Here is a 16,192-nt window from a genome sequence, read left to right as displayed (position 1 = left end):
AGAAAAAATGCATGAAAACCAACGAAACAGAAATAGAGAAAATCTTTTATCGATGACAGAGGAAGAATTAAAAAAACGCCGTGAAGCCGTTGAAGCAGCCATCAGCACCCATACGATAGAGGGAATAGCGCTTCATCCTACAACACTCAAAATTTTAGAAGAATACGCAAAGGGGAATATTTCACTCGAGGAATTTAACACTCTTATGGACAACGTAAAATTATAAGGAAGCTGCGATGCCAAAAGCAAAAGCAAAGACAAAAAATATACAGACAGTTTCTCCCCATCATTATGTCTACCCAAACACCACAACACTCAAAAATAAATATGGAATAAAAGACTTAAAATCCTTTCTGGAGAAATGCTCACATGATACAGCAGAAGCAATGGTTAATCTGCGTGAATCCCCCGTACCAGAAAAGTTTGATAGCTCCTATCTATGCTCTATACATCACCACTTATTTAAAAATACCTTTGAATGGGCTGGATATCTGCGCCATCTCCCCTTTACATTTGAAGATGGCACCATAGCCGCTATGCCCGAAATGAAAAGAACAGGATGGGAAAATCCTTTTGCACTCGGCGATGAAATCCAAGACGGTTTACAAAAATTAGATCAAACGCTTGCCGAAAAAGATAATTTGCAAGGCTTAACGCGTGAGAAATTTAACGCTGAAGCAATAAGCTTATTTAACGCCCTTAACCAACTTCATCCTTTTAGAGAAGGCAATGGACGTACACAACGGGTCTTTTTTGAAAATCTTGCCAAAGCCGCAGGGCATCAGCTTGATTTTTCACTTGTTACAAAAGAACGCATGATGCTCGCCAGTGTTGCTGTAGCAGAAAATGGTGATCTAGAACCAATGCAACATCTGTTTGAAGATATCTCTAATCCCAATAAAATACTTCTTTTAAAGGAATTCATGAGCAACATGAAAGAACTTGGGCGCAATGTTAATGATCGTCCTGTTATGGTTGCAAAAGAAGGTGAAACCTACACAGGTACCTATAGGGGTGCTGGTTATGATAGCTTTGCTTTCAATGTGAAAGGCGCTTACATCATCGGCAATAAAGAACAGCTCACGCCAGAACAACTCAAAACATTAAAACCTGGTGATAGATTTACCTTTACCGTTCCCAAAACAAAAAAGCTTGAAAGCATTCTCATTCCAGAAGAAAGATTAGCCCCTTTGACAGAAAATGAAACGGCCCAAATGGTTGCAGAAGATTCTTGTGTCCACGCAAGCCTAAAACAGGTTCAGCAATTGTCAAAAATTGTTTATGGTAACGAAAAAACATTAAACAAACAGATGGTAGAAATCATCAAAAATCCAAGCTTAGGCCAACAGCTCGCTAACCAGATTGAAAGAGCACCGCACTCTATTTCTCATCTTGCCGGTTTCAGTTTATGTGGACTACAAAACCAGACACGTGCAAACGCTAAAAATCATCTTGAGATGCTCTGTACTGCCGTTGCAAATTTCGCGTATGCTGTAAAACATGCTGAAAAGGAAATTACGCAAGAACATGCAACAGAACAAAGTCGTCGTGCAAAAACGGTAGAAATGCCAAGTCAAAGCTTGCAAGACCTCTTCGCCTTGCCAAAAGAATTACAACAAGAAGCTTTAACAAAAAATCCTTTATGTCAAAAAGAGCTCAGCAACTTTGTAAAAAAGATCAACACCCGTCTCTCACCAAATGAACATAAAGCAGTTCAAAATAATGATTATGAAACATTGGCTCAAAGCATTGGTGTATCAGAAAATAAAGCCAAACAAATTACACAAATTATTAAGCAAACCAAAGAAGTACACCAGCAAGCACAAGTATGCACAATGCACCGTTCCAAAGCATTCGCTATGGCCTGCTAAGAATAGACAAAACCTTCCTCCTTAATGAGAAAGGCTCATAAGCGAAAACTGTTTGGCGTTATCTGCACCTTTGCAAAAAGAGATGAGAGTTCATATCACACAACGGGAAAAGAGCACTTCGCAACATATTCTGACAGAATTGAAAGTAAAATACAATGAAATATACCAAAACACAAATGGTACTCATTTTAACACCGATCGCTTTAGGTGCTTTAACGATATTCCTTGTCCCTCATTTTTTATTGTTTATAACAAATGGACTAAAAAGCGATCAAATTTATTGGACACTTCGTTCTGAGCCTTTATTAGTCTTAGCACTAACGGCTGCTGTTTCATTGTTGTATAGTCTCTCGCAAAAACTGCACCTGCGTAAAATGATCACTTTTGTCTCCGTTGTCTTTTTTGGAACAACCGCTCTTTACTATATTAGTGGTGAAATAAAACGTTTAAGTCCCTATGTTGGCCAACAAGGAATAACATGGGGCTATGCTCTTCAATTCATGGACCCCATGGTTGTTTTTGGCATCATCATTGGTGTTTTTTTTTCCATCATTCAATTCGTAACAACCCTTCCCCCTAAAAGTAAGGTCAAGCGTGCAAAAAAAGGTATTTTTGGTGAGGCCGCTTGGATGAATTTAAGAGAGGCAGCAAAAATCTTTCCTGCCAATGGGCAAATTGTTGTGGGTGAAAGATACCGTGTCGATCAAGATAATGTGTGCAACATTCCCTTTGCACCTGGCAATAAAACAACATGGGGAAAGGGTGGAACAGCCCCTTTGCTAACCTTTAATCTTGATTTTGGTTCAACTCATATGATCTTTTTTGCTGGTTCTGGTGGCTATAAAACAACAAGTACAGTAGTTCCCACGTGTTTAACCTATCCAGGGTCTATTATTTGTCTTGATCCTTCAACAGAAGTTGCCCCAATGGTCAAATTTGCGCGTCAAAAAATGGGAAATAGAAATGTCATTGTTCTCGATCCCAACTCATTGTTAACAAAAAACTTTAATGTCATCGATTGGCTTTTAGACGACAGCGTACCACGCACACAACGCGAAGCAAATATTGTAAGCTTTTCAAAGTTGCTTCTTACAGATAAAAAATCAGATAATTCTTCAGCGGAATATTTCTCAACACAAGCCCATAATCTATTAACAGCTCTTCTTGCTCATGTTGTATTTTCTGATGAATATGAAGACAGCGAGCGCAATTTAAAAACATTGCGTGGTATTCTCTCTCAATCAGAAACAGCTGTTGTTAATCAATTACGCATGATTCAAGAAACAACACCTTCTCCTTTTATTCGTGAAATGGTTGGTATTTTTACAGAAATGGCAGAGCAAACCTTTTCAGGGGTTTATACCACCGCCTCAAAAGACACCCAATGGCTTTCTTTATCCAATTATGCAGATCTTGTCTGCGGAGATGATTTTTTTTCCTCAGATATTACCAATGGCAATACAGATGTTTTTCTCAATCTCCCCGCAAGCATTTTAAACAGTTATCCTGCTATTGGACGTGTGATTATTGGCGCCTTTCTCAATGCCATGGTTACAGCAGACGGTAACTATAAAAAGCGTGTTTTATTTGTCTTAGATGAAGTTGATCTTTTAGGCTATATGAATATTTTAGAAGAAGCCCGCGACCGTGGACGTAAATACGGTACATCCTTGATGCTCTTCTATCAATCCTCTGGCCAGTTGGTCAACCACTTTGGAGAAGCAGGAGCACGTTCATGGTTTGAAAGTTGTTCCTTTGTCAGCTATGCTGCCATTAAAGATCTCCAAACTGCCAAAGACATTTCAGAACGCTGTGGCCAAATGACCGTTGAAGTAACCGGAACAAACAAATCAAGAGGTTTATCTTTAGGAAAGAGTTCATACAACGTCAATTACCAACAAAGAGCCCTGATTTTACCCCACGAAGTTATTCAAGAAATGCGTCAAGATGAACAAATTATTCTGATGCAAGGACAACCCCCTTTACGTTGTGGTCGAGCGATCTATTTTAGAAGAAAAGAAATGTTAGCCGCAGCTGCAAAAAACCGCTTTGCTCCACAAAAGAAAAACTAAAAAACACCCTCTAATGGAGGCAATGCATCAAAACAAAAACATCAAAGGATAAAAGCAGAGATTCTATCTCATAAAAGCCTATAAAGAAGGAATTCCCGCTTGATACAACAAGAAAAATATGGGGAAAAGTCTTTAAATGATGGTATTATGCCTGTGCTTACCAATGCCAATTTTCTTTATAAAGCACTCTCCTCATCTCCAAATAATAAATACCAATCATATCTATGCCTTGAGAATCCTATCAGGAAACTTTTGAAGGCACCGCTTTCATAGGGAAATTTTTCTACAAAAAAATTAAAAGACAATATGCATGAAAACAACCCAAATGAACCATTCTCTCTCAGTAAAAGAAAAAAGTGCCAAGATAAAGATTGATACACTCAAAAACACCTACGAATTTGAGGGATTTTTTCCTCACCCAAGTCTCAACATCTCAAAACAATATGCGTGGGGGATTTTCAAACAAAAAGTTTAACACACTCTCATAGACAATGTAACATTATAAGGAATGTAACAATGCCCAAAGCAAAAGAAAAAACAAAAGGAATTCCCTCACCCCATAATTATATCTATCTTGGTACCCAAATTCTCAAAAATAGATATGGAGAAACAGATTTAAAACGTTTTCTGGAAAAATGCTCACATGATAGGCAAAAAGCCATGATCAATCTGCGTGCAGAACCCCTGCCAGAATATTTTAATTCAACTTATCTATGCCATATCCACCAACAATTGTTTAAAAATACCTTTGTATGGGCTGGACATCTGCGCCATATCCCCTTCGCATTTACAGACGATAGCATTGCCGCCATGCCAGAAATGAAAAGAATGGAATGGGGCAATAATTTTGCAACCGGTGAAGAAATCCCTGAACTCTTACAAAAATTAGATCAAACGCTTGCCGAAAAAGACAATTTGCAAGGCTTAACACGCGAAGAATTTGTCAAGGAAGCAACGAGTCTATTTTATTCTCTTCACAAAATCCACCCATTCATAGATGGCAATGAGCACACAGAACAAGTCTTTTTTGAAAATCTTGCCAAAGCTGCAGGACATCAGCTTGACTTTTCGCTTGTCACACAAAAACGTATGATGGCTGCCTGTAGCGAAGCAATGCAATATAGCAATACACAACTGTTGAAAGATCTTTTTGAGGATATCTCCAATCCCCCCAAAATACGTCTTTTAAAAGAATTTATGGACCACGTAAACAATACGGGACGCAACGTGGATGATCGCCTTGTTATAGCAACAAAGGCAGGAGAAACCTATATAGGAACTTATAAAGGTTGTTATTCAGAAAGTTTTATACTCGATATGCAAGGAACTTACATCATTGGTAGCAAAGATGATCTCACACCAGAACGATTAAAAACATTAAAACCTGGTGATATCATTACCTTTACCGCCCCCAACAGCAAAGAGCTTGAAAACACGCTTATTCCAAAAGAAACATTAGCGCCTCTCACAAAAAGTGAATGTGCCAAAACAGTTGCGCTAGATAGTTACGTTCTCAAAGCTCAAAAGCAAGTCCGAGCTTACGCAAAAACTGTTTATGGTGACGCAAACGTATTAAACGAACAGATAGAAGAGATTATTAAAAATCCAGAATTAGGCAGACAGTTTGCTAATCAGATTAAACAGGCACCGCACTCTGTTTCTCCTCTTGCAGGTTTTAGTATATGCGGTCTACAAAATCCGGCACGTGTACACGCTCGAAATTATCTTGATGTGCTCTCTCTTGCAATTGAGAATTATGTGTATACTGTAGAAGCTACCTATAATATAGTCACTCGAGACCATAAAATTAAACAAGAACGCCTTGGAAAAGCGGTAGAGAATCCCAGTCAAAACTTGCAAAATATTTTTGCTTTATCACCGGAAAAACAAAGAGAAATCTTGTCTCAATCTCCTCAATTATACCAAGAGCTCCGTACTTTTATAAACAGTTTAGAACATCGTCTCTCATCAAACGAATGTAGTGCGATCACAAACAAAGATTATGAAACACTTGCACAAAGTATTGGTATATCAGAACAGAAAGCACGAGAAATTACCGACATTGTTCAAAAAGCAAGGAACACTCATAGCCAATTCTACACACGCACACAAAATCGTTCAAATACACTTGCTATGGCCAACTAAAAAATATGAAACTTTGTTTTTTTGATTTAAACACCTATGTGAAAGAGATATTTTAATATTCTTATCATACATGCAAAAAACAGACTACTTAGGCGCCCTACCACCAATTTTGCACATAGCATATACACCATATCCAAAGCAATTGGACAGGATAATTGTTAATTCCTTTTAAACGTCATGATTACTACCGACGAAAGCTACAAAAGCCTATTTTATTTGTCTTAGATGGAGTCGATTTTCGTGGTTATATGAATATTTTAAAAAGAGCACTCATTTTACCCCACGAAGTTATCCGAGAAATGCGTCAAGATGAACAAATTATTCTGATGCAAGGCTCCCCTTCGCGATGTGGTTGCGCCATCTATTTCAGAAGGAAAGAAATGTTAGCCGCAGCTGCAAAAAACCGCTTTGCTCCACAAAAGAAAAACTAACTTCCTATTATGAGATCTTGACTATGAAAAGACCAACCACAAAAACAACATACATTTCTATTTTTTAAAAACCCGTTAACAAAAAGTTTTTGACCGCTTCTTCACACATAAGGAAAACATGATAAAAAATCCGTGTGTTTTCCTTTTTGTATTTTGTGTATCGTTTTACCAGTACCATCGTCTTTACAAGAAAGTCCACCCCCCTCAAATCACCTATAACCAAACCAACATTTCCACTTGAGAACGTCCTGCAAATACATTCCTACAAAGCTTTTTGTTTATAATTTATCCCCTACAAACAAGCAAAAACATTTCACAACGCTAATCACCAATATCAAGACTTAAAAAAAACGGTTGATCTTTGAGACAACAACTCTCAAAACACCTACACTCAAGAACATCGATTTTTTCCCAAAAAATATTTAAGATATACATCAAAATGAATAAATCATTCTTATACAAGCTTTTCCCCCTTTACGATATCATAAAGTGTTCTATTTTAATGATAAAGCGCTGAAAAAGGCTTTTCTCCCCAACCAAAGAAAGGGTTTCCTCTCTTATGGATCTTAAAGCAGCGCAATATAATAAGAGCAACAATACAAAAATAAAAAACATTTTGTTGCAAAAATACACAAAAGAGATGTTCGTATGGCAAGATATTCATATGGAACAATAAGAAAAACATAATGGAGAAAAATTTTTGATGACTGCTTTTGCCCATAGATTCACCAATCTGAGAGCTGTGTATGAAAAGTACCAGCACCATCCGCTAACCAAGAGCGATTACACCCGCTATATCCACGCTCCTCATCAAAGCGCTCTTGCAAACAACTTTGTTAAAGGAAAAAACAACAATTTTAAGCAACATTTTTCTTTTTGACCTCTTCCTTACACCTCAAAAAACGAAGATTTTACCCAGAGTCAATTTTATAGAAAATCCATTTTCTGACCACTCATGGGCTTCATATCAGCATCCTAAATACCAGCATTTTACAGTACAAGATAATAAACAAAGGAAACATCAGAAAAGCTTTTCAAAAGCATCACAAAACGATTGATACATCCCATACACTGGAGGGAAAAGTGCTCCCTCTCATAACAACCAAAATCTCAAAAGAATACGCGAAGGGGAATTTTTCACATGCAGCGTTTAAGACGCTCATCAACCATCACCCTACCTACTTAGGAGAGATTACATGTTAGAGCAAAATTATCTATATAAAGGAACCAAAACACTCAAAAATAAATATGGCATCAAAGACCCTAAAAAACTGTATCAACGCAGTACCCATGACGTCACTAAAGCAGCCGTCAATTTTCGCCATGAACCACCCCCACGAAAATTTGATTTCACTTATTTAAAATTAATCCATTGGAGCCTCTTCCACGAAACTTTTGAATGGGCGGGCCACACCCGTGATACATCCTTTACATTTGAAGACGGCACCTCTGCCCATATGCCGGCGATGCGTCCCAAAGGTTATGAAATTCCTTTTGCTATTGGACCGCAGATTCAAAAAGAACTCACACAACTCGAAAAAACACTTAATGAAAAGAACAATTTAAAAGGTTTATCGCGCCAAGAATTTGCTGAAAGTGCCGCTGATGTTTTTATGGCGCTCGAGCACGCACATCCTTTTAGAAAAGGCAATGGGCGCGTCAATCGAATGTTTATGGAAAAACTTGGACAAGCCGCAGGACATACCATTGACTTTTCTTTCATCACAAAAGGACGCATGACAACAGCTTGTATTGAAGCCATGCAATATGGCAATTCCCAACCGATGAAAGATCTTTTTGAAGATATCACCCATCCGCAAAAATCCCTTGTTTTAAAAGAATTCGTCTCCCAAATGAGAAACGCTGGACTGGATGAAATTAACGATCGTGTTGTTGTTGCAGCAAAGGAAGATGTAACCTATGAAGGCGTCTTTAGAGGTTTTTCAGCAGAAGGTTTTGTCATGGAAATAGAAGGGGCTTTCGTCGTCGGACACAAAGATGATCTCACCCCAGAACTCGTCAAAACATTACAAAACGGTGCCCGCCTCTGCTTTCAAAAAACCAACGTTCAAAGCTTAAAAGAAACACTGATCCCAAAAGAAACTTTAGCCCCTCTTACCCATGAAGAGTTATTTGAAAGGATTTCAAATGACGCTTATGTTGAAGCATGCCGAAAAGAAATCGAAAATTTATCAAAGACTGTTTATGGTAAAACCCAGTCCTTAAAGACAAAATTGGATATCATAACGGCAGCTCCAAACTTAGGAAATCAGTTTGCCGATGAAACTCTACAAAACCCTCAATCAATTTCTAAATTTGCTGGGAGTAAAATACTTGGCATGAAAAGTTCAAATCGCAGACAAGCCGAACAAGCTGTTCCACAACTCAGCCAAGCCCTTAAAAATTATGGCGCAATAACACAACAAACAAAAGATGCAATTCTAGAGCAACACCAAAGAGAACAAAATCGCCTGAACCACACTGTCGAAAAACCTGGAAAAAATTTACAAAACCTTTTTGTCTTACCAGAAGAACAACAAAGGGAAGCTTTATTGCATTCTCGTTCACTGCGACAAGAACTCCATACCTTTTCACGACAACTACACAATCGTCTATCCTCAGAAGATCGTAAAGCCATACAAGAAAAAGATTATACCAGACTAGCTTGCCTCCTTGGGACATCGGAAAGCAAAGCAAAAGAAATTGCGAATACTGTAAAGAACACCCAAGAAGCACAATGCCAAGCTCGCAGCTTGAAAGTTAGTCGTTCCTCATCGCTGGCTCTTACCGGCTAAAAACGCGTGAACTTTTGCCTTCCAACAGAACTCTTTATACCAATCATTTTATCTCCATTACGCCCACCAATTGTTTTAAAATGTTACAAAAGATAGTCCTAAAAATGAATCCTGTAATCTACTATAACTTATTGATAATATTTCATAAAAAAACTGTATAAAAGACATAAATGTCCATTACATATCAATATGAATAGCGCGAAGTCTTTGGAGACCATTCAGTTTGATATTCTTCTTTTGTCTTAAAAAATATCAAAAAGTGGGAAATGCGCCAAAGAGGTTTTCTAAAAATATTGAAAGGAAACAGCCATGAAAAAAAGTCACCCAAGCCCTTCTACCAATGTAGAGGAACTAAGACAACAAATTGACCAACAAAACCTAGAAGCTTCTAATGTAGAAGACCTCTACGCAAAGGTTAATAAACCACCTAAAAAACAGCGCACCTCACCTCAATATACACTTCAACAACCACCAGAAACGGTTTATGCTCCCAAAAAGCCACTTGACCAACAAAACCTAGGAGCTTCTAATGTAGAAGACCTCTACGCAAGGGTTAATAAGCCACCCAAAGAACAGCGCACCTCACCTCAATATACACTTCAACAACCATCAGAAACGGCCTATGCTCCCCAAAAGCCACTAGGAAATCCCTATGACAGACTTGGTGAAAGACCAAGTGATGGGCGACGCACCGACGGACTCGTAAACCCCTATTCAATAACGGATCTGGCGGCGCAAGGTTGGCAAACACCCTACGACACAGTTGGTGAAGGTGCACAGGGTGGACGACATCCCCAAGAACCAAAACATTTCTATGCAGAGCTTGAAGTTGGTGAAAATGGTAGGCACTCTCCCCAAAGACCACTCGAATCCGTCTATGCAACGGTTGGCATGGGAGCTGAAGGCGGGCAAGAATCTGAACAACTAGAAAATCCCATCTATCAAGGCGTTGGCGGAGGCAGAGTCTCCCCTCCCAGAACCCCAAAAGATGTGGTTACAACAAAGCTTTTAACAAGCGTAGACTTTCAATATGGTGTAAGAGAAACGCAAGAATGGTGCAGAGTTGTTTATGGTAACGAACATGCTTTGAATCAACAACTGGCTAAGATTCTTGACGACCCTCAAAATGCAGAAAAAGTCTTATGGAGCCTTGCAGAAAATCCTGAAAGCGCTGGTAAGCTTGCAGGTCACAAAATACTTGGTGTAAAATCTCTAAGCCGCAGAGAAGCTGAAGATGGTTTTCGTCCTCTTTGCTCAGCTCTTGAGAGACATATACATAATACACAAAAGCTCCATAAAAAGTTTACACGGGAGCATGAAAGAGAAAGAGGTCAAAGACACGAAAGTCCAGAAAGAGATACAGAACACAGACATCACCACCATCATCATCGTCACGCAAGAGGACAAGAACAAAATAGTCCAGAGCACAGCCCACAACAACAAAGACATGGAGAAAAAGGAATGGCTTTTGCCATGTAAGGGGAGCATAAACATAAAAACAGATAGTTTTTGTTTTTCATGTAATCTTTTTTTCAGTGAGTTTCTTGGTGCAAATCATTTTATCGTGATTGCACCAAGAGTTGTTTTAAAATATTACAAAAAATAGTTCTAAAAAAGAATCCTATAATTTATCATAACTTATTGATAAAATTTCATAAAAAAACTGTATAAAAGACATAAATGTTCATTACATATCAATATTGAATAGCGCGAAATCTTTGGAGGTCATTCGGTTGGATATCTTCCTTATATAAAAGTTATCAAAACTAAAAGTGGGGAATGCACCAAAGAGGTTTTCTAAAAATATTGAAAGGAAACATGTATGAAAAAACATCATCCAAGCCCTTCTGCAAATCCAGAAGCCCTCTATGCAAAAGTTAATAAACCAACCAGAGGAAACCAGCGCGGTCCAACCCCAGAAGAGGAAGTTCTATACGCATCAGTTAGCACCTCTTCCCCTCCTTCAAGAGACAGACATCATGCTCAAAGGAGTGAAGATCCTGAAACCGACTATACAACGGTTGCTTCTCCAAGACATGAAACTGATGTTCTATACGCATCAGTTAGCAGCGTTACCCCTTCTTCAAGAGGTAAACATCAAAGGACAGAAGATCCTGAAACCGACTATACAACGGTTGCTTCTCCAAGACACGAAACTGATGTTCTATACGCATCAGTTAGCAGCGTTACCCCTTCTTCAAGAGGTAAACATCAAAGGACAGAAGATCCTGAAACTGACTATACAACGGTTGCTTCTCCACAACAAAGAGGAAGATCTTCATCTTCCCTCACAACGGAACAAATAAGTGTCATGCTTTTAAAAAATCCACACGTCCAAGCACATGCAGAAGAGATCATGCATTGGGGTAAGATTGTTTATGGCAATGACAAGCTTTTCCAAGAACACTTGCAAGGAATACTTACAGATCCCAGTAAAGGAAAAGAGCTTTCAGATCGACTTGCTGAAAATCCTGAATCTATGCATAAGCTCGCTGGCCATTCCGCACTTGGCATAAAAAGTCAAGCACGCAAAGCAGCTGAAGACGGTTTTAAACCGCTCATTGATGCCATTGATGGTTATACAAAAGCTGTACAAGACGCAACAACAAGACTATCGCAAACCCCTATGGCAGAACAAAGACGTCGTCAAGAAAATTCTCAGCAAGTTGAGAGACACCATCATCATCGTCATCATCACGCAAGAGGACAAGAACAAAATAGTCCAGAGCACAGCCCTCAACGACAAAGACATGGAGAAAAAGGATTTTCTTATGCCATGTAAGGGGCATAAACATAAAAACAGATAGTTTTTGTTTTTCATGTAATCTTTTTTTCAGTGAGTTTCTTGGCGCAAATCGTTTCATCGCGATTGCGCCAAGAATTGTTTTAGAATGTTACAAAAAATAGTCCTAAAAATGGCGCCTGTAATTCACGATAACTATTGATAACTTATTGATAATATTTCACAAAAAAACTGTATAAAAGACACAAATGTCCATTAAGCTGATTGCAAATAGCGCAGATCTTTGGAAGCTCATTCAGCTCGATATTTCTTTTGTCTCAAAGCGATCCAAGCATAAAAGGCAAGAATGCACCAAAGAGGTTTTCTAAAACAATTTTTGAAAGGAAACATGCATGAAAAAAAAACACCCTCATCCTTTTCCATCCTCTTCAATACAAGAACTTATAAAGCTCTATGAACAAGCGGCGGCAGAAGTCTCAGGCGCAGCCCCCTTTCCTAAAGAAACACCTTCAAAAAGCAAAAGACTGTCATCCATACCGGAAGAAGATGAGGAAAGACAATCTCTTTTAAGCGAAGAAACTGTACATGCATCAACAAACCCAACAGCTTCGTTAACAAGAGGCAGCTCTACCAAAAGGCAGCAAAAACCTGAAACGACACACTCAACAGTTACTTCACAAATTACCCAAAGAGCAACAAGAGTTCTCTCAGAGGAAGAAATCATTCTATTGCTTCCACACCATTCATTGGTTCGAACCTATCAAGAAGAAATCCAACATTTATCCGCAAAAGCCTATGGCAATCCAAATATTTTGCAAGAAAAAATGCAGGAAATTCAAAAAAATCCTGCTGCAGGAGAGGAGCTCTCATGGCGCATGGCAGCTCATCCTGAAAGCATCACTAAACTTTTCGGCACCAACATGTTGGGCTTTAAAAATCGAACGCGTAGACAAGCAGAAGAAAGTTTTTCCGCTCTATGCATTGCTATTGATTGTTATACAGAAGCTGTAAAACAGGCAAGAGAGAGCCTCGTACAATCTCCAGAGCAAGAACTCAAAAACTATGAACGCTTAATGGGGAAGGAAGCCGTCGCTAAACTTCTGCAAAAACCAGATCATCGTGAAAAAGAAACTCTTTCAGAGACAGAAATTTCTACCCAAATTCAACAACATTCAAAAGTCAAAAGACACCGCGCCCAAATCCAATATTGGTGTAAAGTTGTTTTTGGGAACGAAAACATTTTGCAATCACAAACAGAAGAGCTTTTCCAAAACCCTGAAACAATAGAAGCACTCGCACAGCAACTTGTCGGAAATCCTCAATCTTTTCACAAGTACGCTGGTCATAACTTTTGTGGCTTTAAAAATCAAGCACGCAGACATGCTGAAGCGGGTCTTTCTCACCTCATTGACGCCGCTGACAATTATGCAACAGCTGTAACACAAGTAAGAGAGAGCCTTTCAAAAACTCAGCAGACAAAACAAGGACACAATGAAGCATCTTCTGAGAGAGCGAAAATCTTGCATCAACAACAAAGCGTCTCACAGTCTGCTCAACGCGTTGAGCTTTCAACAGTAACGCATGAAGGAGCAACAACCTCTACTCAACAAAGAGAAACAGATATTCGTCCTCGCAAAACTGCCGCCCCAAAAGCGATGGCTTTTGCCAGCTAAACAGACATAAGTTTTCACGTTGAATCCAACGTCTTGGCGCAACCATAGCAGAGGTGATTTGCGCCAAGAAATGGAGAAATTCATTCCTCCACTACTTAATCTCAGCTATTGATCAAACAATATTTAGAGAGTGATCATGATCTGCACTAAGAGAGTCAAATCTTGTGAAACTTCTCAGTTTCATATCCTCTCTCATAAAAGCAAATGAAAAAGCATAAAACAGAATAAAAACCAACGTACATTTTTAAATAGTATTTAAAAACAATATTGGAAGAGTTTGAAAGGAACATGCATGAAAAAAAGAAATCCCTCCCCTTTTATCACCGAAATGATGGAAAAATTTCAACAACCGGCTGAACAATCCCCCACCAGAACCCCTCCTTCCCAAGTTTCTCAAAGTTTGCCAAAACCAACTGTACAAAAACGCCCAGAAAATTTATCACACCACCCAAAAGTTGCTCCACCACCACCCCCTCGTATGAAAAGCCCAATGCAAACCAACACAATGCCTCTTAACGCCAAAAACCAAGAGACGCCTCCCCCACAAAAAAAAGCAGCTCCACCAAAACCTCCGCGTGTAAAAGAGAGACAACAACATAAACAAACAGTTCAAGAGTCCCCCTCCCTACAGACAAAAGTGGCTCCGCCCCCTCCTCCACGCATGAGAGAAAAAGCACAAACCGGCACAACAATCTCCCACTCAAAAAACCAAGAAAGCTCCTCCACACACACAAAAGCAGCTCCACAAAGACCCCCACGTGCAAAAGAGAGGCAACAACATAAACCAACAGTTCAAGAGTCCCCCTCCCTACAAACAAAAGTGGCTCCGCCCCCTCCTCCACGCATGAGAGAAAGAGCACAAATCGGCACAAAAATCACCAGCTCACAAATCCAAGAACATTCCTCTCCGCACACAAAAGCAGCTCCACAAAGACCTCCACGCGCAAAAGATAAGCAACAAAACAAAACAACAGCTCAAGAGGGAGAACATCTCTATGCAACGCCTGCTCCGCAAACACCCCCACGCATGAGAGACAGAGTGCAAAACGGCACAAAAATCCAAAATCCTGAAACACACGAACCAAGTGTTAGACCCAAAACACCATCACATATGAAAGTCAGGCAGCAAAGCAGTTCATCATCACAAGACAGTGGAACATATGCCATCCCGCCTTCAAGAAAATCGCACCGTATGGAAAACAGAAAACAAAGCGATACTGTCGTCCAAAAGCCTGCCTCTCCACACACAGCAATTGAACAACCAAAACCGTCTCACGAACAAAAACCATCTATTAATACAATGGAAAGAGAGCTATTGCTCGTAGCATATCAAGAAGAGATACGATTTTTGTGCAAAAAGGTTTATGGCGACCGACTTATTTTAGAAGAAAAAATTGCAGAAATTAAAGAAAACCCTGATATGGGAGAACAACTCTTATGGGATGTTACAGAACAGCCTAAGTCTATTTCTAAGCTTGCTGGTAGAAAAGTTCTTGGCATAAAAAATCATGCGCGCAAACAAGCTGAAGAAGCCCTTCCCACCCTATGTGCTGCCATTAACGGTTATGTGTATACTTCAAAATATACAAAAAGTGAAAATATTTTACAAGGTTCTCACACGGAACAACAACATCAGCGACAAGCACAAGAGGAAGAGCTAACAAATCAACATTTACAAAATCCGCTCAATTCAGAAAAGAAAATAAAGCCTCTCTCAAATGAGGAAATTGCCCGCAGAGTTCAAAAAGATCCATCGGTTCAATATGGTCAAAGAGAGATCCAATATTGGTGCCAAATTGTTTATAAGGATCCATTTATTTTGCAATATAGACTAGAAGATATGCACAAAATTCCAGAGATGGGAGAAGAGCTTGTATTTCAAATTGAAAAGGATTCTACATCTTTTGCTCCACTTGCTGGTAGAAAAAACCTTGGCGTAAAAAACGGAGCACGCAAAGCTGCTGAAGAAAATCTTCCTACCCTTTGTACCGCCATTAAGGATTATGCTGATACGATAAAACAGTTAAGAGAAACCATTGTGCAAAACCATCAGGAAGAACAACAAAAACGTCATCAACCACTTACCGATCTCGATAAAAAATTACAAAAGCAGCAAAGCTTATCGCAGCCCCCGAAGCTGCCTGAACGCTCAACAGCAAAGCGGCATCAAGAAGTTGCAGCAACTTCTAGACAAGAAGACCAGCCGCATGTTCGACCGCGCAGAGCCGAAACATCAAAAGCAATGGCTTTGTCGTGATAAATCTCCTAATTGTTGGCTTTTTATCCAAAACTTTGGTGCAATTATCTTGCCAAGATTGCACCAAAGACGGTGTATGAAATACAGAAATTTTTGAATAAGACACCCCATTATTTTACAGAATTCATTGATAAAATTTCACGATAATACTTCAAAATTATAAACTTTAACTTTGTTCCATGCGAATAAGATCAATTTTTTCAAT

The 16,192-nt window shown here is 39.2% G+C and carries 10 protein-coding genes and 1 pseudogene; all 11 read left to right on the top strand.

Going from position 1 to position 16,192, the window contains the following annotated elements:
* Positions 1-7 precede the first annotated feature (7 nt).
* The 11 genes and pseudogenes from ACFINW_RS06625 (at position 8) to ACFINW_RS06575 (ending at position 15,987) form a co-directional block, all read left to right on the top strand.
* Positions 8-226: an antitoxin VbhA family protein gene (locus tag ACFINW_RS06625; protein WP_375621556.1), complete on the top strand. Its 219-nt coding sequence runs from the start codon at positions 8-10 to the stop codon at positions 224-226.
* 10 nt (positions 227-236) lie between these two features.
* On the top strand, positions 237-1,871 hold the full coding sequence (locus ACFINW_RS06620) for a BID domain-containing T4SS effector (protein WP_375630152.1): 1,635 nt from the start codon (positions 237-239) through the stop codon (positions 1,869-1,871).
* A gap of 155 nt (positions 1,872-2,026) precedes the next feature.
* A complete protein-coding gene (gene traG, locus ACFINW_RS06615) occupies positions 2,027-3,943 on the top strand; it encodes a Ti-type conjugative transfer system protein TraG (RefSeq protein WP_375630151.1) in 1,917 nt (638 codons plus the stop codon).
* A gap of 516 nt (positions 3,944-4,459) precedes the next feature.
* Positions 4,460-6,088: a BID domain-containing T4SS effector gene (locus ACFINW_RS06610; protein WP_375640965.1), complete on the top strand. Its 1,629-nt coding sequence runs from the start codon at positions 4,460-4,462 to the stop codon at positions 6,086-6,088.
* 248 nt (positions 6,089-6,336) lie between these two features.
* Positions 6,337-6,519: pseudogene (locus ACFINW_RS06605) on the top strand (type IV secretory system conjugative DNA transfer family protein); the annotation flags it as partial.
* Between the two features lie 703 nt (positions 6,520-7,222).
* The gene (locus ACFINW_RS06600) at positions 7,223-7,399 is read left to right on the top strand and encodes a hypothetical protein (protein WP_375621528.1); all 177 of its coding nucleotides are present in this window, start codon (positions 7,223-7,225) and stop codon (positions 7,397-7,399) included.
* Positions 7,400-7,715: 316 nt separating this feature from the next.
* A complete protein-coding gene (locus ACFINW_RS06595) occupies positions 7,716-9,314 on the top strand; it encodes a BID domain-containing T4SS effector (RefSeq protein ID WP_375640966.1) in 1,599 nt (532 codons plus the stop codon).
* Positions 9,315-9,623: 309 nt separating this feature from the next.
* Positions 9,624-10,793, top strand: a complete 1,170-nt coding sequence (locus tag ACFINW_RS06590; RefSeq protein ID WP_375673972.1) for a BID domain-containing T4SS effector — start codon at positions 9,624-9,626, stop codon at positions 10,791-10,793.
* Between the two features lie 343 nt (positions 10,794-11,136).
* On the top strand, positions 11,137-12,096 hold the full coding sequence (locus tag ACFINW_RS06585; protein ID WP_375640968.1) for a BID domain-containing T4SS effector: 960 nt from the start codon (positions 11,137-11,139) through the stop codon (positions 12,094-12,096).
* A gap of 353 nt (positions 12,097-12,449) precedes the next feature.
* Positions 12,450-13,730, top strand: coding sequence for a BID domain-containing T4SS effector (locus ACFINW_RS06580; protein WP_375640969.1), 1,281 nt, complete (start codon positions 12,450-12,452; stop codon positions 13,728-13,730).
* A gap of 292 nt (positions 13,731-14,022) precedes the next feature.
* Positions 14,023-15,987 (top strand): BID domain-containing T4SS effector, encoded by a 1,965-nt coding sequence (locus ACFINW_RS06575; RefSeq protein ID WP_375640970.1) that lies wholly within the window; start codon positions 14,023-14,025, stop codon positions 15,985-15,987.
* The last annotated feature ends 205 nt before the right edge of the window (positions 15,988-16,192 follow it).

Source organism: Bartonella sp. AA18HLJMS (assembly GCF_042197245.1).
GTDB lineage: Bacteria > Pseudomonadota > Alphaproteobacteria > Rhizobiales > Rhizobiaceae > Bartonella.
The sequence above is the reverse complement of the archived record's forward strand: the minus strand, read 5'-3'. Positions and strand labels throughout refer to the sequence as shown.